The organism is Lentzea roselyniae, assembly GCF_039537795.1.
GTDB classification, from domain to species: Bacteria; Actinomycetota; Actinomycetes; order Mycobacteriales; family Pseudonocardiaceae; genus Lentzea; species Lentzea atacamensis.
The window spans coordinates 147,050-162,698 of sequence record NZ_BAABBE010000013.1; the positions used below are offsets into that span (position 1 = coordinate 147,050).

The 15,649-nt window shown below is 69.0% G+C and carries 21 protein-coding genes and 1 riboswitch; of the genes, 13 read left to right on the forward strand and 8 right to left on the reverse strand.

Annotation, left to right across the window (positions count from 1 at the left end; translation table 11 throughout):
* Positions 1-104 precede the first annotated feature (104 nt).
* Entirely contained in the window at positions 105-404 is a 300-nt protein-coding gene (locus ABFX45_RS24025; RefSeq protein WP_109637253.1) for a WhiB family transcriptional regulator, read from the forward strand.
* A 148-nt stretch (positions 405-552) separates the two neighbouring features.
* Here the strand turns inward: ABFX45_RS24025 and ABFX45_RS24030 are convergent, their stop codons facing one another.
* Together ABFX45_RS24030 and ABFX45_RS24035 are read right to left on the reverse strand one after the other, a co-directional pair.
* Positions 553-1,362: a SigB/SigF/SigG family RNA polymerase sigma factor gene (locus ABFX45_RS24030; protein ID WP_109637254.1), complete on the reverse strand. Its 810-nt coding sequence runs from the start codon at positions 1,360-1,362 to the stop codon at positions 553-555.
* The gene (locus ABFX45_RS24035; protein WP_233439585.1) at positions 1,359-1,757 is read right to left on the reverse strand and encodes an ATP-binding protein; all 399 of its coding nucleotides are present in this window, start codon (positions 1,755-1,757) and stop codon (positions 1,359-1,361) included. Before ABFX45_RS24035 ends, ABFX45_RS24030 begins: the two co-directional genes overlap by 4 nt.
* Before the next feature lie 131 nt (positions 1,758-1,888).
* Here ABFX45_RS24035 and ABFX45_RS24040 point away from each other — a divergent pair, with 131 nt between their 5' ends.
* Positions 1,889-2,557: an ATP-binding protein gene (locus ABFX45_RS24040; RefSeq protein ID WP_346132024.1), complete on the forward strand. Its 669-nt coding sequence runs from the start codon at positions 1,889-1,891 to the stop codon at positions 2,555-2,557.
* Positions 2,558-2,565: 8 nt separating this feature from the next.
* Here the strand turns inward: ABFX45_RS24040 and ABFX45_RS24045 are convergent, their stop codons facing one another.
* On the reverse strand, positions 2,566-2,928 hold the full coding sequence (locus ABFX45_RS24045) for an STAS domain-containing protein (RefSeq protein ID WP_233439586.1): 363 nt from the start codon (positions 2,926-2,928) through the stop codon (positions 2,566-2,568).
* Positions 2,929-3,070: 142 nt separating this feature from the next.
* Positions 3,071-3,736, reverse strand: a complete 666-nt coding sequence (locus tag ABFX45_RS24050; protein ID WP_346132027.1) for an ANTAR domain-containing protein — start codon at positions 3,734-3,736, stop codon at positions 3,071-3,073.
* 253 nt (positions 3,737-3,989) lie between these two features.
* Here ABFX45_RS24050 and ABFX45_RS24055 point away from each other — a divergent pair, with 253 nt between their 5' ends.
* From ABFX45_RS24055 to gcvP, 9 genes are all read left to right on the forward strand, one after another.
* On the forward strand, positions 3,990-4,205 hold the full coding sequence (locus ABFX45_RS24055) for a hypothetical protein (RefSeq protein ID WP_109637258.1): 216 nt from the start codon (positions 3,990-3,992) through the stop codon (positions 4,203-4,205).
* Positions 4,206-4,315: 110 nt separating this feature from the next.
* Positions 4,316-4,897, forward strand: coding sequence for a cardiolipin synthase ClsA (gene clsA, locus ABFX45_RS24060; RefSeq protein WP_109637259.1), 582 nt, complete (start codon positions 4,316-4,318; stop codon positions 4,895-4,897).
* A 42-nt stretch (positions 4,898-4,939) separates the two neighbouring features.
* Positions 4,940-5,323: a glycine cleavage system protein GcvH gene (gcvH, locus tag ABFX45_RS24065; RefSeq protein WP_109637260.1), complete on the forward strand. Its 384-nt coding sequence runs from the start codon at positions 4,940-4,942 to the stop codon at positions 5,321-5,323.
* Positions 5,324-5,436: 113 nt separating this feature from the next.
* On the forward strand, positions 5,437-5,892 hold the full coding sequence (gene garA, locus ABFX45_RS24070; protein WP_109637261.1) for a glycogen accumulation regulator GarA: 456 nt from the start codon (positions 5,437-5,439) through the stop codon (positions 5,890-5,892).
* A 33-nt stretch (positions 5,893-5,925) separates the two neighbouring features.
* Positions 5,926-6,486 carry a transcriptional regulator FtsR gene (gene ftsR / locus ABFX45_RS24075; RefSeq protein WP_170155000.1) on the forward strand — a complete coding sequence of 187 codons (561 nt, stop codon included), beginning with the start codon at positions 5,926-5,928 and terminating at the stop codon, positions 6,484-6,486.
* Positions 6,487-6,611: 125 nt separating this feature from the next.
* Positions 6,612-7,085, forward strand: a complete 474-nt coding sequence (locus tag ABFX45_RS24080) for a bifunctional nuclease family protein (protein ID WP_030468959.1) — start codon at positions 6,612-6,614, stop codon at positions 7,083-7,085.
* A 322-nt stretch (positions 7,086-7,407) separates the two neighbouring features.
* Positions 7,408-7,974 carry a MerR family transcriptional regulator gene (locus ABFX45_RS24085; protein WP_109637263.1) on the forward strand — a complete coding sequence of 189 codons (567 nt, stop codon included), beginning with the start codon at positions 7,408-7,410 and terminating at the stop codon, positions 7,972-7,974.
* Between the two features lie 79 nt (positions 7,975-8,053).
* Entirely contained in the window at positions 8,054-9,004 is a 951-nt protein-coding gene (locus tag ABFX45_RS24090; protein ID WP_346132031.1) for a Clp protease N-terminal domain-containing protein, read from the forward strand.
* Positions 9,005-9,060: 56 nt separating this feature from the next.
* A riboswitch (glycine riboswitch) is annotated at positions 9,061-9,156 on the forward strand.
* 159 nt (positions 9,157-9,315) lie between these two features.
* Positions 9,316-12,207, forward strand: a complete 2,892-nt coding sequence (gene gcvP, locus ABFX45_RS24095) for an aminomethyl-transferring glycine dehydrogenase (protein WP_346132033.1) — start codon at positions 9,316-9,318, stop codon at positions 12,205-12,207.
* Between the two features lie 45 nt (positions 12,208-12,252).
* On the opposite strand, the gene ABFX45_RS24100 is transcribed toward gcvP, so the two are convergent.
* The 3 genes from ABFX45_RS24100 to ABFX45_RS24110 are packed head-to-tail and all read right to left on the reverse strand — an operon-like array spanning position 12,253 to position 13,484.
* Positions 12,253-12,432, reverse strand: a complete 180-nt coding sequence (locus ABFX45_RS24100) for a hypothetical protein (RefSeq protein ID WP_109637266.1) — start codon at positions 12,430-12,432, stop codon at positions 12,253-12,255.
* A gap of 12 nt (positions 12,433-12,444) precedes the next feature.
* Positions 12,445-13,104: a maleylpyruvate isomerase family mycothiol-dependent enzyme gene (locus ABFX45_RS24105; RefSeq protein ID WP_109637267.1), complete on the reverse strand. Its 660-nt coding sequence runs from the start codon at positions 13,102-13,104 to the stop codon at positions 12,445-12,447.
* A 2-nt stretch (positions 13,105-13,106) separates the two neighbouring features.
* The gene (locus tag ABFX45_RS24110) at positions 13,107-13,484 is read right to left on the reverse strand and encodes a DUF3224 domain-containing protein (RefSeq protein WP_146231583.1); all 378 of its coding nucleotides are present in this window, start codon (positions 13,482-13,484) and stop codon (positions 13,107-13,109) included.
* 49 nt (positions 13,485-13,533) lie between these two features.
* On the opposite strand from ABFX45_RS24110, the gene ABFX45_RS24115 reads away from it, so the two are divergent.
* Positions 13,534-14,505: a helix-turn-helix transcriptional regulator gene (locus ABFX45_RS24115; RefSeq protein WP_346132036.1), complete on the forward strand. Its 972-nt coding sequence runs from the start codon at positions 13,534-13,536 to the stop codon at positions 14,503-14,505.
* Positions 14,493-15,305, forward strand: coding sequence for an aldo/keto reductase (locus tag ABFX45_RS24120; RefSeq protein ID WP_109637270.1), 813 nt, complete (start codon positions 14,493-14,495; stop codon positions 15,303-15,305). Before ABFX45_RS24115 ends, ABFX45_RS24120 begins: the two co-directional genes overlap by 13 nt.
* Here ABFX45_RS24120 and ABFX45_RS24125 read toward each other — a convergent pair.
* A complete protein-coding gene (locus ABFX45_RS24125; RefSeq protein WP_346132176.1) occupies positions 15,292-15,639 on the reverse strand; it encodes a nucleotide disphospho-sugar-binding domain-containing protein in 348 nt (115 codons plus the stop codon). The two genes, ABFX45_RS24120 and ABFX45_RS24125, sit on opposite strands and share 14 nt — an antisense overlap.
* Between the last annotated feature and the right edge of the window lie 10 nt (positions 15,640-15,649).

Here is a 15,649-nt window from a genome sequence, read left to right on the forward strand (position 1 = left end):
CTATCGCGAACGAGACCTGCAGGACACGGCCTAACAGGTTTACCGCTGGTCAGACCACGGGTACGCAGTGATCGCAACTCTTCCGCCCAGCCAAGGGAGTCGCGATGACCTGCACGACCCGTCTGCCCAAGCCGGTCACCGACGTGTGGGACTGGCAGATGCATGGTCTGTGCCGCGGCCAGAACAGCGCCATCTTCTTCCACCCGGACAACGAGCGCGGCTACGCCCGCGCCGCCCGGGAGGAGAAGGCCAAGGCGATCTGCGCGCACTGCCCGGTGCTCGAGCAGTGCCGCGAGCACGCCCTTGAGGCCCAGGAACCCTACGGCGTGTGGGGCGGCATGGGGGAGGACGAGCGGCGCCAGATCATCGCTGCGACCCGGCGCCGCGTCCGCGTGGCGTCCTGAAAAGCCCGTCGGCACCGGTCCGACGCAGCCACCCGCTCTTGCGATCGGGGCTCGACCTCGGGTGCGAACGTCTCGCAAATCCCTCGAAGTCAAGCCCCGATCGCATCGCCGCGGCGGCGGCGAGACGTGACCGTGCCGGAACTCCGGCTCACTCCTCGAGCACGTCTCGGAGTTGCCGCAACGTCTTCGCGAGCAACCGCGAGACGTGCATCTGCGAGATCCCGACCTTCTGCGCGATCTGCGTCTGCGTCATGTTCCCGAAGAACCGCATGATCACGATCTTGCGTTCCCGCTCCGGCAGCTTCTGCAGCAACGGGTGCAGAGCCTCCCGCTGCTCGATCATCGCGATCTCGGGATCCTCCTCGCCGATCGTGGAACCGAGCGAGATCGACGAGTCCTCCGACATCAGCATGTCGTCCAAAGACGCGCTCTGGTAGGCGTTTCCGGCCGCGAGTCCTTCGTGGATCTCGTCGCGCGAGAGCCCCAGGTGCTCGGCCAGCTCCGACGGCGTCGGTGCCCGCCCCAGCTGCTGCGACAACCGCGAGGTACCCGCGTTGATCGCCAGGTGCAGCTCCTTCAGCCGGCGCGGCATGCGCACCGACCAGCTGGAGTCGCGGAAGTACTTCCTGACCTCGCCCATGATCGTCGGCACGGCGAACGACAGGAAGTCCGAGCCGCGGTCGGGGTCGAACCGGTCGACCGCGTTGATCAGGCCGACCGTCGCGACCTGCACCAGGTCCTCGTGCGGTTCACCGCGATGGCCGAACCGGCGCGCGATGTGCTGGGCGACCGGGAGGTGCTCGGTCACGAGCCGGTCCCGCAGCGCGTCTCTCGACGGCCCCTCAGGGGTCTGCGCGAGCTCGGCGAACAGCGGGGCCAGGTGGTCGTAATCACCGCCCTGCGAGGTCTTCTTCTCCTCGGCAGGGGAGGTTTTGGTCGCCTCCTCCGAGCCCGTCACGCATCCACCGCCCCTGCCGAGGACTTCACGAGGTCGATGTGGACCACGACCCCTTCGGTCTCCTCGACTCTGGTCTTCACCGAGTCGACGAGCGCGGTCAGCACGCGCCAGCCGAAGCTGCCCTCGTCGGGCCCGCCGGCGGAGTTCGTTGCGACGCGGGCCGACACCCGGACCGCACCAGCGGCGTCGACCGCGAAGTGACAGCTGAGCACCGCGTCCGAGTCCGCCAGTGTGATCAGCGTCGAGCACGTCTCGTCGACGGCGAGCTTCAGGTCCTCGATCGAGTCGAGGTCGAAGTCCTGCCTCATCGCGATGTCCGCCGCGACGGCGCGGACGATGGACAGCTGCGTGGGATCCGCGGCCATCCGCAGTTCGACCCCTGACAATTGCGTCACACCCACCTTGTAGTCCGTTCTGCTGAAGGCCGGCATGTCATTGCCGTACCCGAATTGTTCTCGTTTCACACGTGTATTGGTCCGAGCCGCAGGGAAATCACCTGGCAGAGGCAATCCAGGGGAGGAGCGTTGTGCTGGTGCACGAGGACTTCCTGTCCCTCCGCTTCCCCGCGGACGCACGCGAAGTGGCGCCTTTGCGGCACCAGCTGCGCGAGTGGCTGCGGGAAAGCGGTTTTGGTGACGACGAGGCGAGCGACCTCGTTCTCGCCGTCAGCGAAGCGGTCAACAACTCGGTCGAACACGCGTACCCGGCGCCCGCCACGGGCACCATCGAGGTCCGCGCGCGGATCGGGAAGGACGGCGCCGTCGCGATCGACGTCACCGACCACGGCCAGTGGCGTGTACCGCCGCCGGCGCTCACCACGAGGGGCCGAGGACTTCTGCTCATGCGGGAGAGCGTGGACGACGTCGTGATCGACCGCTCGTCGAGAGGCACGACCGTGCGGCTGCGCCGCGGCCGTTCGCCGGTGCCGTTCGGGTCTCCGGCCGCGACCGACTGCGAAGTGCACGTGTACGAGACCTCCTCCGGCGTCGTCGCGGTCATCCGGAGGAACGTGCCCGCCGAGGCCGGTCCGTCGTTGCGACGCACCCTGACCACGGCGGCGCGCGGTGGCACCGTGCCGCTGACCGTCGACCTCACCGAGCTCGGCGAGGAGACAGGCGGAGTCCAGCACGCGCTCCACACGGTCTCCGAGGCGTTGGAGGCGGCGGGAAACCGCCTCACCATTCGGATGAACTGAACGCTGAACTAAACGCTGAGAGCGGCGTCCACGGATTCGTGCACGCTGAACACCTCACCAAGGCCCGTGGCCTCCAGAGGCCGCGTCACGGCCCGTGCGGTGGCCACGACCTTGAGAGTCGCGGAATGTTGCGGCGCCAACCGGGCAGCCTCCACGAGCACCGCCAGGCCGGCGGATCCGAGGAAGGTCACGCCGGTCATGTCCACTACGAAGGTGCCGCCGTCCTCGAGGCCGTTGACCAGGGCGTCGCGCAACGCGGGCGCGGACACCATGTCGACCTCGCCGGACACGGCGAGCACCGTGGCACCGGCCGCCGGCTGGCTCGCCGACAGTGCGATGGTCTGCTCAGCTCGCGGGTCCTGCACAGTCACCGATGTTCTCCCTCTCGCACCCAGGGAGCCGCCACTGCAGCGGCCCCGACGCGGCTGCTGGCTCAACCGCTGCGCCCTCACCGTACGGGAGAGGTCGCATCACATGACAGGTCGAGGGGTCCATACCCAACACGAGGGTGACTCAAACGTGCAGCGCCTCCCACAACCGTTGCGCGGTGTCGTAGGCGATCTTCGGCGGCATCGACATGTCGTCGGCGTCCTCCAGCTCCCCGCAGGCCACCAGCACCAGCGCCATCGCCACGTCCCGCAGCTTCACGTTGGCGTGCTGGCTGGCGCGCACGAGCAGCTCGAACGCGTCTCCCGGCGGGCAGGGCCGCGCTCCCATCAGCAGCCCCTTGGCCTGTTCGATGTAGCGCCGGTGCTGCACCATCCGCACCATCTGGTCGGCCCTGAGCACCTCGCCGGCGCAGAACTCGATCACCGCGGCGGCGGTGGCGACGAGCGGTTCGATCTCCTCGATGGCCTTGAGGTCCTCGGCCTCCGGCTCGTGGTCCAGGTACACGGTGAGCACCACCGGGCCCCCGTCGCCCCAGCTGCCCGGCACGGCGACGACGTCCAGACCGCCGACCTTCCCGGCGGCCTGCCGTTCGTCGCGTGAGGCGTCGACGAGCGGTCCCTCCCGCCCCTCCACCTGCGCCTGGTCCAGCTCCGCCGCGACACCGACGGCCCTGAGCAGCGCGCCGTCCGGCCACACGCTCAGCCCGACGCCGAGGCAGCCGTCCAGCCGCTCGCACAGGTGGGTCATCAACCGCGAGATCAGCTCGCCACCGAACTTCACCTGCTCCATCCGCGGAGGTTAGGCCAGACCGATACGTCGCAAACGTTGTGCGGTCGTCGTCGTACGACGAACGGTTGCGTGAGCAATGACCCGTTCTTCCGTTCCGCTTCGGGCCCGAACAGCTCGGCGCGCCGTTCGGCCCAGTTAACGCTAAGGACCCAAACAGGACACGTGTTCTGAACCACAGTCCGACAGAATTCGTTCTCAGGGATAACACCGGAGCCCCGGTGCGCGACATCCCTGGTGTCACGGAGGGATTGAAATGAGAACCGCCATGGAGACCCAGCCGCAGCAGTCCGCAGAGATGCAGACCGCGCTGCCCACCACGCCGTGCAGCGTGGTGTGGAGCCGGGGGCACGCCTACGTGCTCGAGGGTTTCCGCGCTCGCTGGGTGGGCCGCGACGACCGGGGCCGCCCGCACGCCATCACCGGCGCCGAGATGCAGCGCCGCGGCTGGACGCTCACCCGGACAGCCTGAGCTCGACCCCGCAAGAACCGAACACCGCGCACCAGACCCGCAACCAGTCGCACCGCGTGCCGTGACGCCATCCGGCAGCCCGTGCGCAGTCACTCGTTTAGAGTGCGGGTGTGCGTGATCCGGCTGATCGCCTGCTGACGATTCCGAACCTGCTCAGCGTGTTGCGGCTGGCCGGTGTTCCGCTCTTCCTGTACCTGTTGCTCGGACCCCGCGCGGACGGCTGGGCGCTGCTCGTTCTCGTCTTCGCGGGGCTTTCCGACTGGCTGGACGGCAAGCTCGCCCGCTGGCTCGACCAGGCCAGCAAGCTGGGCGCGCTGCTCGATCCCGCCGCCGACCGCCTGTACGTGTTCTGCACGCTGCTGGCGTTCGTGGTCAGGGACATCGTCCCGCTGTGGATCGCTCTCGTGCTCGTGGGCCGAGAGGTCGTCGTCGGCATCTGCCTGCTGATCCTGCGCGGGCGCGGCTGGGCCCCGTTCGAGGTCACCTACCTGGGCAAGGCCGCGACTTTCAACCTGCTGTACGCGTTCCCCCTGCTGCTGCTCGCACAGGGCGACTCGGGCTGGGCGCAGGTCGCCCAGCCGTTCGCCTACGCGTTCACGGTCTGGGGCGGAGCGCTCTACCTGTGGTCGGCGCTGCTGTACGTCTACCAGTTCTTCCTGGCCCTGCGGGTCACTCCCGGCAAGGCCGCGTGAAAAGATCACCCCATACAGGTTCAGCACGAGGAGCGCAGTCAGTTGATTCCCGAGGAGCTTCGCTACACCGAGGAGCACGAGTGGGTCGCCAGCACGGGCGAGAACACCGTGCGCGTCGGCATCACCGACTACGCCCAGGAACAGCTCGGTGACGTCGTCTTCGTCCAGCTGCCCGAGGTCGGCCACACCGTCTCCGCGGGCGACACGTTCGGCGAGGTCGAGTCGACCAAGAGCGTGTCCGACCTCTACTCGCCGCTCGACGGTGAGGTCGTCGCCATCAACGACGCGTTGGTGCAGACGCCCGACTCGGTCAACAGCGACCCGTACGGCGAGGGCTGGATGGTCGAGCTCCGGGTGAGCGACCCGGACGCGATCGAAGGGCTGCTGGACGCCGACGGGTACAAGGCTTTGGTGGAGAAGGAGTGACGTCGATCTTTCGCCGGATCTTCGGCCGGAAGGGGAGCCGCGCTCAAGGTGGCGACTCGAACACGATAGGTTTTACCGGAAGTGACGGATCCAGCAGCAGGAGGAGAGCTCAGGTGAGCACGAACGACGGCCCAGGCGTTCCGCCGGAGCAGTCCCCGGAGCGGACCTCCGTCTTCCGGGCGGACTTCCTCGCAGAGGTCGAAGGCGCAGAGGCGCCCGCGCAGGAGCCGGCCGTTGCCGGCGTAGACGCACTTCCCGCCGGTTCCGCGCTGCTCGTGGTGAAGCGCGGCCCGAACGCCGGTTCCCGGTTCCTGCTGGACCGCGACACGACGAGCGCGGGACGCCACCCCGACAGCGACATCTTCCTGGACGACGTGACGGTGTCCCGCCGCCACGCCGAGTTCCGCCGGGAAAGCGGCGAGTTCGTCGTCATCGACGTCGGCAGCCTCAACGGCACCTACGTCAACCGCGAGCCGGTCGACCAGGCCGTCCTCGCGAACGGCGACGAGGTCCAGATCGGCAAGTTCCGCCTCGTCTTCCTGACGGGTCCTGGCTCCTCCGGAGCCTGACGCGTGACGGCCGGGCGGCCACAACGCGGGGTACTGAGCATCGGGGCGGTGCTCTCGCAGCTCCGCCCCGAGTTCCCCGAGGTCACCATCTCCAAGATCCGCTTCCTGGAAGCGGAGGGGCTGGTCCGCCCGGCACGCACGGCCTCCGGCTACCGCCAGTTCTCCGTGGCGGACGTCGAGAGGCTGCGTTTTGTGCTGTCCGCACAACGCGACAGATACCTGCCGCTCAAGGTGATCCGCGAACAGCTCGACAGCGCGGTTGCCGCCGACTCCGGCTCGGTGACGCGGGCAGACCTGCTGGCCCAGACCGGAATCAGCGCGGAACAGCTGTCCCAGCTGGAACGCGACGGTCTGCTGCGCGCGGGCCCCGGTGGCCGTTTCACCACCGATGACATCACCGCGCTCCGCACGATCCGGACGATGACCGGACTCGGCGTCGAGCGCGAGCAGCTGCGCGCGGTTCGCGCTGCGGCGGACCACGAGGTGGTTCTGCTGAAGTCTTTCTCAGATCCCGAGACGGTCCGGGAATTGGCTGACCTGTTCACCTCGTTGCACACGTTGTTGGTAAGAGCAGGTCTGCGTCAATCGTCTTGATCACGTTCTGCCCGCAACGATTGAGCACACGGCCCGCTTGGCGGGTAGCGTCGAACGCATACGCCGGGGGATGCTCGGAGACAAACCGGGTACTCCCCAACGAGTCCAGAGGGAGGCGAGACCCGATGAGCGAGATGCGCGTCGTGGGCGTCCGGGTGGAGCTGCCCCAGAACCAGCCGATCCTCCTGCTGCGCGAAACCGAGGGCGAGCGGTACCTGCCGATCTGGATCGGCTCCGTCGAGGCCACGGCCATCGCACTCGAGCAACAGGGCGTGCGCCCGGCCCGGCCCCTCACCCACGACCTGCTCAAGGACGTCATCGGAGCGTTGGGCCGCAACCTCGAACAGGTGCGGATCACCGACCTGCAGGAGGGCACCTTCTTCGCCGAACTCGTGTTCGACGGCGACGTGCGGGTGTCCGCGCGGCCCTCGGACTCGGTGGCGCTGGCGTTGCGCGTCGGTGTGCCGATCCACGCGGAGGAGTCCGTGCTGGCCGAGGCGGGCCTCATCATCCCGGACGAGCAGGAGGACGAGGTGGAGAAGTTCCGCGAGTTCCTCGACTCGGTCTCGCCCGAGGACTTCCGCGGAGCGGACACATAAGCACAGTCGCGGAGCGGACACATAAGCGTGTCGCTGTCCGTCTTGTTTGGCACCGGCGTAACTCGTCCGCTTGTCGCTCTTTTGGGCTACCTTCCGCACAATTTGCCCGCTAAACGATCACTAAACGTCACCTGAACGTCCTACATCGGGTGACGGCGTGACTCTCTACCTGAGGTTGAGCGTCGACACTCCCCGCGCGTCGCGTTGACCTGCCCTCTGACCGGTCTTACCGTCGAACTCGAGTGGACGTCGCTGGTTTGCGTGAGCTGACGTAGCGGCTTGACGGCCATGAGTTTCGTGGCCGTTCCGAGGGGAGGCAGGCGTGGTCGAGGAAGCGCCCGTTCGGGCCGAATCCGGGCAGCAGGGTGAGCTGTTCCCGGACTCCTCGCTGCCGGACGAGCTCGTCGGTTACCGGGGTCCCGCGGCGTGTCAGATCGCGGGCATCACGTACCGGCAGCTCGACTACTGGGCCAGGACCGGCCTCGTCGCTCCGACGGTGCGGATGGCGCACGGCTCCGGCAGTCAGCGGCTGTACTCGTTCAAGGACATCCTGGTCCTGAAGGTCGTCAAGCGACTGCTGGACACCGGGGTCTCGCTGCAGAACATCAGGGTCGCGGTCGACCACCTGCGCCGCCGCGGCGTGCAGGACCTGGCGAAGATCACGTTGTTCTCCGACGGCACGACCGTCTACGAGTGCACCTCGCCTGAGGAGGTCGTCGACCTGCTGCAGGGCGGCCAAGGCGTGTTCGGCATCGCGGTCTCCGGCGCCATGCGGGAGATCAGCGGCACGATCCACGAGTTCCCGGCCGAACGTGCGGACGGCGTCGAGATCGCTCCCATGACGGAGGACGAGCTGGCGCGTCGCCGCCGGGAGCGCGCGACCGGCTGAGAGACCGTGGCCGACCGGCTGTCCCTCGTGGCCAGTCGGCAGCAGCGTCGCGATCGTGCCGCTCTCTAGCGTTGAGCGCATGATCTGCACACCCTCCTATCAGGTCGTGAACGTGCTGGCCGCCGCGGTGCAGCGAGCGTCCCGGCTGGAGTTCGGCCTCGTCGGCACCGAGAACCTGTTGATCGCACTGGCGGACACGATCGGCCCCGGCCGCAGACTGGGTGTGAAGTCGGTTCGGGCACAGGCGATGGCCAGGAGCTGGACCGGTGACGACGGTGGCGCCTGTGAGGCTGATCCCGGCGTGGCCGCACTGATGCGCACAGCCCACGACCGCGCCGGTGCCGAGCCCGCGTTGCCGGTCAGCCGGGCGTTGGACGAGTGCTTGCGTGCGGCGATCGCCGAGGCCGGCGACGGTGTGCTGACCACGACGCATCTCTCGGTGGCGTTGCTGTCGCTGGAGTACGGACGCGCCGCCGAACTGTTCACCGTCCTGCGTGTGGATGTCGAGGCCACGGTCGAAGCAGTGCGGAAAGCCGCGGAACCGGAAGAGGCTCCCGCCGTGCGACTGCTGCGCAAGGCCGGGGCGTTGGAGGGTGACACCGGTGGCGGTTACGTGCGCTGGCTGATCCGGTTTGTCGCCCGCAGCCAGGGTCTGGGCGGACCGGTGCTGACCGTGGTGCGGAACGAGGCGACGAGGCTCGCGGTGGCCGCCGGGCGTCAGGAAGCCACGGCTGCGGACCTGGTGGCGGCGGTGCTGACGGTCGACGACCAGCTGACGGCCGCCGGGCAGTGGTTGCGGCCGGAGTTCGAGTCCGGTGGGGCGGCGGCGCTGCGGGCGGCAGGAGTGGACCCGGCCGCGTTGCCGGCCGCGTCCGGTGCCGGGGTCGAGCGGTTCGTCGAGGGCGCGAAGCTCGTCGCGGCGCAGCGCGGGGACGACGTGGTGGGCACCTCGCACCTGCTGGTGGCGGTGCGCGAGGACCTGCTCGACCCGGTCGGCAGGGTGCTGCGCGATCTCGCTGTTGAGACGTAGGTCGCGTCCCTGGGGACTAGGTGGGCCACCTGCGGGTATTCTTCGCGGGTAGTCGCTGAACTCAGGCGGGAGAGACCGGGCCTCGAACCCGGCGCCGAAGGAGCAAGTCCCTCCCCGGGAACCTCTCAGGCATCCAGGACCGCGTGAGCGAGACGCCTCTGGAAAGTGGACCGCTGAAGATCTTTTTGCGGTCCCGCCGACGGTGAAAGCCCTGGTTCGCGCCGGGGTGAACCTCTCAGGCGCCCCTCGGGGTACGGACAGAGCGGGGAGGGCACCAGGACACGTGTGCCCGCAGCCCCCGGAGGCGTTTGATGTCGCAGGACCGCATTCCGCTCGCCGCTCTCGAGCACGGCACCCCGTTCGCCGACCGCCACGTCGGTCCGCGCCCCGCCGAACTCGCGCGCATCCTCGACGTCATCGGCGTCGGGTCGCTGGAGGAGCTGGCGCAGCGCGCGGTGCCTTCGTCCATTCACGAGCGCGACCTCGTGCTGGACCTGCCCGCCCCGGCCACCGAGACCGAGGCGCTCGCCGAGCTGCGTGAGCTCGCGTCCCAGAACCGGCCGATGACGCAGATGATCGGTCTCGGCTACTACGACACCGTCACGCCGGGCGTGATCCTGCGCAACGTGCTGGAGTCGCCCGCCTGGTACACCGCGTACACGCCGTACCAGCCGGAGATCTCGCAGGGCCGCCTCGAGGCGCTGCTGAACTTCCAGACCATGGTCGGCGACCTGACCGGCCTGCCGGTGGCGAACGCGTCCATGCTGGACGAGTCGACCGCCGCCGCCGAGGCGATGACGCTGGTGCGCCGCGCCGGTCGGTCCAAGTCGAACAAGTTCGTCGTGGACGCCGACACGCTGCCGCAGACGCTCGCCGTCATCGAGACGCGCGCCGAGCCGCTGGGCATCGAGATCGTCGTCGCCGACCTGTCGCAGGGCATCGAGGGCCTCGGCCTGGGCGGTGACTTCTTCGGTGTGCTGCTCTCGTACCCCGGCGCGTCTGGTGTGGTGCGCGACCAGGCCGGCCTGGTCGAGGAGATCCACGCCGCCGGTGCGCAGGCCGTGGTCGCCGCCGACCTCCTCGCGCTGACGCTGCTGCGCGCGCCGGGCGAGATCGGCGCGGACGTCGTCATCGGCACCACCCAGCGCTTCGGTGTGCCGATCGGGTTCGGTGGCCCGCACGCCGGTTACATGGCCGTCCGGTCCGGGCTGGAGCGTCAGCTGCCCGGCCGTCTCGTCGGTGTCTCCGTCGACGCCGACGGCTCGCTGGCCTACCGCCTCGCGCTGCAGACGCGCGAGCAGCACATCCGCCGCGAGAAGGCCACGTCGAACATCTGCACCGCGCAGGTGCTGCTGGCCGTGATCGCCTCCATGTACGCCGTCTACCACGGTCCCGAGGGCCTGCGCGCCATCGCGACCCGTGTGCACCGCATGGCCACCGTGCTCGCCACGGGCCTGTGCGAGGCCGGTCTGGACGTCGTGCACGGCGAGTTCTTCGACACCGTCCAGGTGCGCGTCGAGGGTCAGGCCGCCCGGATCGTCGAGAAGGCGCGCGAGGCAGGCATCAACCTGCGCCAGGTCGACGCCGACGTCGTGGCGATCGCCTGCGACGAGAAGACCACGCGGGCGCACGTCGTCGCTGTGTGGGAAGCCTTCGGGGTCACCGGGTCCGATGTGGACGCCATCGACGCCGACACCGCGGACGGCATCCCGGCAGACCTTCGCCGCACGTCCGACTACCTGACGCATCCGGTCTTCCACGCGCACCGCTCCGAGACCGCGCTGCTGCGTTACCTGCGTGCGTTGTCGGACAAGGACGTCGCGCTCGACCGCAGCATGATCCCGCTCGGCTCCTGCACGATGAAGCTGAACGCCACCGCGGAGATGGAGTCCATCACGTGGCCGGAGTTCTCGACGCTGCACCCCTTCGCGCCCGTCGAGGACGCCGCAGGCCTGTTGAAGATCGTCTCTGACCTCGAGGCCTGGCTGGCCGAGCTCACCGGCTACGACGCGGTGTCCCTGCAGCCCAACGCCGGTTCGCAGGGCGAGTTCGCCGGTCTGCTGGCGATCCGTGCCTACCACCGCGCGAACGGCAACGCCGACCGCGACGTCTGCCTGATCCCGTCGTCGGCCCACGGCACCAACGCCGCGTCCGCCGTCATGGCCGGCATGCGCGTCGTCGTCGTGAAGTGCGACGACAAGGGCAACATCGACATGGGCCACCTGCGGGAGACCGTCGCGGAGCACGCGGACGACCTCGCCGCGATCATGATCACCTACCCGTCGACCCACGGCGTGTACGAGGACACGGTCCGCGAGGTGTGCGGCCTGGTCCACGACGCGGGCGGCCAGGTGTACGTCGACGGCGCGAACCTCAACGCCCTCATCGGCCTCGCGCGTTACGGCAAGTTCGGCTCGGATGTCTCGCACCTGAACCTGCACAAGACGTTCTGCATCCCGCACGGCGGTGGTGGCCCCGGCGTCGGCCCGATCGGCGTCCGCTCCCACCTCGCCCCGTTCCTGCCGAACCACCCGCTGCAGCCCACCGCGGGCCCGGCGACGGGTGTCGGCCCGATCAGCGCCGCCCCGTGGGGTTCCGCGTCGATCCTGCCGATCTCGTGGGCCTACGTGCGCATGATGGGCGGCGACGGCCTGCGCCGCGCCACCCTGACCGCCGTGGCCGCCGCCAACTACGTCGCGCGCCGCCTCGACGAGCACTACCCGGTCCTCTACACCGGTGAGGGCGGCTTCGTGGCCCACGAGTGCATCCTGGACCTGCGCCCGATCACCAAGGCCACCGGCGTGACGGTCGACGACGTCGCCAAGCGCCTCGCCGACTACGGCCTGCACGCCCCGACGATGTCGTTCCCCGTCGCCGGCACGCTGATGGTCGAGCCCACCGAGTCCGAGGACCTGGCCGAGATCGACAGGTTCATCGACGCCATGATCGCCATCAAGCGCGAGATCGACCGCGTCGGCGCCGGCGAGTGGCCCGTCGAGGACAACCCGCTGCGCAACGCCCCGCACACCGCGGCCTGCGTGACCGTCGGCGAGTGGAACCACCCGTACACCCGCGAGGAGGCCGTCCACCCGGCCGGTACTTCTGCTCCGAAGATCTGGCCGCCGGTCCGCCGCATCGACGGCGCGAAGGGCGACCGCAACCTGGTCTGCTCCTGCCCGCCGCTCTCGGCGTACGGCAGCTGATCCGGTCTGGTGAAAGGGGCGCACTCGGGGGTGCGCCCCTTTTTCCTATGCGCCGGAAGGGCAGGCGGGGTCGCCGCAGTCCTCGTCCACGCTGAGGCCGGGCTTGGTCAGGTCGTGCTCGAACGCGTAGTGGAAGCACTCCGGGTGCATGCGCTCGAACAGCTCGAAGTCCTCCTGGTCGAGCTCGACCGGCTCACCGCACCGCTGACAGGTCTGGTCGTTCACCGGCAGATGGTCTCACTCCTCGAAGGGCTCCGGCCGGTGCCGTCCGAACAACGCGAGCGACGAGATCCAGGTGTCCGGATCCCCGTCCCAGTCCATCGCCTTGATCTGATCCGCCGACCGCCGCCCGCCGATGGCCCGCATCAGCTCGAACGACGTCGTCCGCAACGTCCCCTCCGGCTCGCCGTGCCCCAGCACCCGGTCCCCGTGCTCCAGCGAGATCCGCAACGCGGGCACGTCGTTCTCCCGCATCCGCTGATCCAGCTGCTGCAACGGTTTCGTCAACGCCGACCGCACGGCGACGCCGTCCCGGTCACCAGGCACACCCAGCGCCGCCCGCAGATCGTGCTCGTGCTGCACGACCTCGGAGATCAGCACGGACCCCATGGGGGTGTCGAACAACGGCTCGGCCAGCTCCCGGTTCGCGTCCCACTCCGCGAAGGCGTCGTCCAGCGTGTTGGCCCGGCGGTCGCGGACCTGCCGCTCTCCCCACTCACCGGACTCGACGCCGTCGAACCGGCGGTCCACGAAGTCGCGCAGACCGCCGGCGAGGTGCGCCACCACGTCCTTGACCGACCAGCCGGGCGTCGCCGCCACGGGCGTCTGGGGATCCCGGCCTCGCACCAGTTCGGTGATCCGCTGCTTGGTCGCGTCGTAGACGGGGGCGTTGGTCATGGTCAGACCTCGTACTCCAGGGTGTAGGTGGCGCTGCCATCCTCCGCCCAGTCGATCGTCGCCGCACCTCGCGCGCCGGCGTAGGCCCCGGTGCCGTCCAGAATCTCGATCACGGCCTCCACACTGGTGCGATAGGCGCCCACGTGCCGCAACACCAGCGTGCCGTCGTCGGTCGTGATCTCCTCGATCGCCGTCGTCCACGCCACGTTGTCGCCGTACGACATGAGGTACCGGCAGTTCCCGACGCCGCTGACATCACCCGCGTAGGCGAACTGGACGTGCGCCTCGGTCAGCTTGCGTCCCTCGACCTCCTGGTACGGGCGGCCGTCCCAGGTCTTCTCGTCCCAGCTCTTCACTTCGATGGTTCCGGTTGCCTTCATGCGGACCACTCTGCTGGCGATTCCTGACAGTTCGTGTCAGGTTTGAGAGATGAAGTCCAGCCGGCTCATCCAGGTGCTCCTGCTCCTCCAGTCGAGGGGCCGGATGACGGCGGACGAGCTCGCCGCCGAGCTGGAGGTCTCGCCCCGCACGATCTACCGCGACATCGAGTCTCTCGGTGCCGCCGGCATCCCCGTCTACGCCGACCGCGGCCCCACCGGCGGCTACCAGCTGATCGACGGCTACCGCACCCGCCTGACCGGCCTCACCACCGGCGAGGCCCAGTCGTTGTTCCTCGCCGGCCTGCCCGGTCCGGCGGAGGAGCTGGGGTTGAAGGAGTTCGCCGCCGCCGCCCAGCTCAAGCTCCTCGCCGCGCTGCCGACCGAGCTGCGCACCCGCGCCGAGCAGATCCGCCAGCGCTTCCACCTCGACACCCCGACGTGGTTCCGCGGCGACGAACCCGCCGAGCACCTCGCCGCGATCGCCGACGCCGTCTGGGAGCAGCGCCGGATCCGCATGACCTACCAGCGGTGGGGCAACCAGACCGTCGAGCGCGAGGTCGACCCGTACGGGCTCGTGGTGAAGGCCGGCACCTGGTACTTCGTCGGCAGCGGCCGCACCTACCGCGTGTCGCGTGTCCTGTCGCTCGACACGTTGCCGGAGACCTTCGACCGGCCGGCGGACTTCGACCTGGCCCGGTACTGGGCCCGGTGGTCGGAACAGTTCGAGGCCCGCATGTACGGCGAGCGCGTCACGGTCCGCATGACGCAGGCGGGCCTCGACAAGACCCAGTACCTGCTGAGCGGCTACCAGGCCCGGGTCGTCCGGGAGACCGCGCCGCAGCCGGGCCAGGAGTTCGGTTTCCCCACCGAGTCGACCCGGCACGCCGTCGCTGACCTGCTCAAATTCGGTGCGGACGTGGAGGTGGTCGCTCCGGTCGAACTGAGACACGAACTCGTCGAGACAATCAAGGCGATGCAGGACGTCTACAACGGTGCGAAGCTACGCGCATGGTTCCGCTGATCGCGTTGAACAACGGAGTACGGATCCCTCAACTCGGCTTCGGCGTCTTCCAGGTGCCGGAGGACCAGGTCGCCGGTGCGGTCACGACCGCGATCGAAGCCGGCTACCGCAGCATCGACACGGCGGCCGCCTACCGCAACGAGTCCGGTGTCGGCGACGCGATCGCAGGCGTCCCCGACCTGTTCGTCACGACCAAGCTGTGGAACTCCGACCAGGGCTACGACTCGACGCTGCGCGCGTTCGACGAGAGCATGCGACGCCTGCGCCGCGACGTGCTCGACCTCTACCTCATCCACTGGCCGACCCCCGAACGCGACCTCTACGCCGAGACGTGGCGCGCGTTCGAGCAGCTCTACGCCGACGGCCGCGTGCGTGCCATCGGCGTCTCGAACTTCCACACGCGGCACCTGCAGCGCCTCTTCGACGAATTCCCGACCACCCCGGCGGTGAACCAGATCGAGCTGCACCCGTTGCTGCAGCAGGAAGAGATGCGCAAGGTCCACGTCACCCACCGCATCGTCACCGAGGCGTGGTCCCCGCTGGCCCAGGGCGCGTTGCTGCACAAGCCCGACATCACGAGCCTCGCCGAGAAGTACGGCAAGACCCCGGCCCAGATCGTGCTGCGCTGGCACATCCAGCTCGGCAACGTCGTGATCCCGAAGTCCGTCACGCCCTACCGGATCAAGGAGAACATCGACATCTTCGACTTCGAACTGGCCCAGGACGACATGACCGTCATCGCCGAACTGGACAACGGCACGCGAACCGGCCCGGACCCGGACCGCTTCAACGTCGCCTGAGCAGCTCCTCGACCAGATCAACCGCCCTGGCCGTGCCACCGGCCGCCGTGATCGCGCGCCCCAGCTCGCGCACCCGGTGGCGCGGCTGAGCGAGCACCTGGTCCACCGCGTTCCTGAGCCGCTCGGGCTTTTTCCGCACGACCCCGGCTCCCGCCCGCGCGACCCGTCGCGCGGCCTGAGGCTTGTCCAGCGAGTCCGGCACCACGACCATCGGCACACCCGCCTCGACCGCGGCGAGCACGCCACCCCACCCGCCATTGGTGATCATCACATCGGTCCGCGGCAGCAGCAGGCATCGAAGCGACCAATATACGTTGTTCCCCCATGCGAGCAGGCTACGGTCG

What these genes read in the sequence shown, in the direction of transcription:
- ABFX45_RS24025 (WP_109637253.1), top strand. Translation starts at nt 105, where the DNA reads ATGACCTGCACGACCCGTCTGCCCAAGCCGGTCACCGACGTGTGGGAC.
- ABFX45_RS24115 (WP_346132036.1), top strand. Translation starts at nt 13,534, where the DNA reads ATGAAGTCCAGCCGGCTCATCCAGGTGCTCCTGCTCCTCCAGTCGAGG.
- ABFX45_RS24050 (WP_346132027.1), bottom strand. Translation starts at nt 3,736, where the DNA reads ATGGAGCAGGTGAAGTTCGGTGGCGAGCTGATCTCGCGGTTGATGACC.
- ABFX45_RS24120 (WP_109637270.1), top strand. Translation starts at nt 14,493, where the DNA reads ATGGTTCCGCTGATCGCGTTGAACAACGGAGTACGGATCCCTCAACTC.
- ABFX45_RS24080 (WP_030468959.1), top strand. Translation starts at nt 6,612, where the DNA reads ATGAGCGAGATGCGCGTCGTGGGCGTCCGGGTGGAGCTGCCCCAGAAC.
- gcvP (WP_346132033.1), top strand. Translation starts at nt 9,316, where the DNA reads ATGTCGCAGGACCGCATTCCGCTCGCCGCTCTCGAGCACGGCACCCCG.
- ABFX45_RS24105 (WP_109637267.1), bottom strand. Translation starts at nt 13,104, where the DNA reads ATGACCAACGCCCCCGTCTACGACGCGACCAAGCAGCGGATCACCGAA.
- ABFX45_RS24055 (WP_109637258.1), top strand. Translation starts at nt 3,990, where the DNA reads ATGAGAACCGCCATGGAGACCCAGCCGCAGCAGTCCGCAGAGATGCAG.
- ABFX45_RS24090 (WP_346132031.1), top strand. Translation starts at nt 8,054, where the DNA reads ATGATCTGCACACCCTCCTATCAGGTCGTGAACGTGCTGGCCGCCGCG.
- ABFX45_RS24110 (WP_146231583.1), bottom strand. Translation starts at nt 13,484, where the DNA reads ATGAAGGCAACCGGAACCATCGAAGTGAAGAGCTGGGACGAGAAGACC.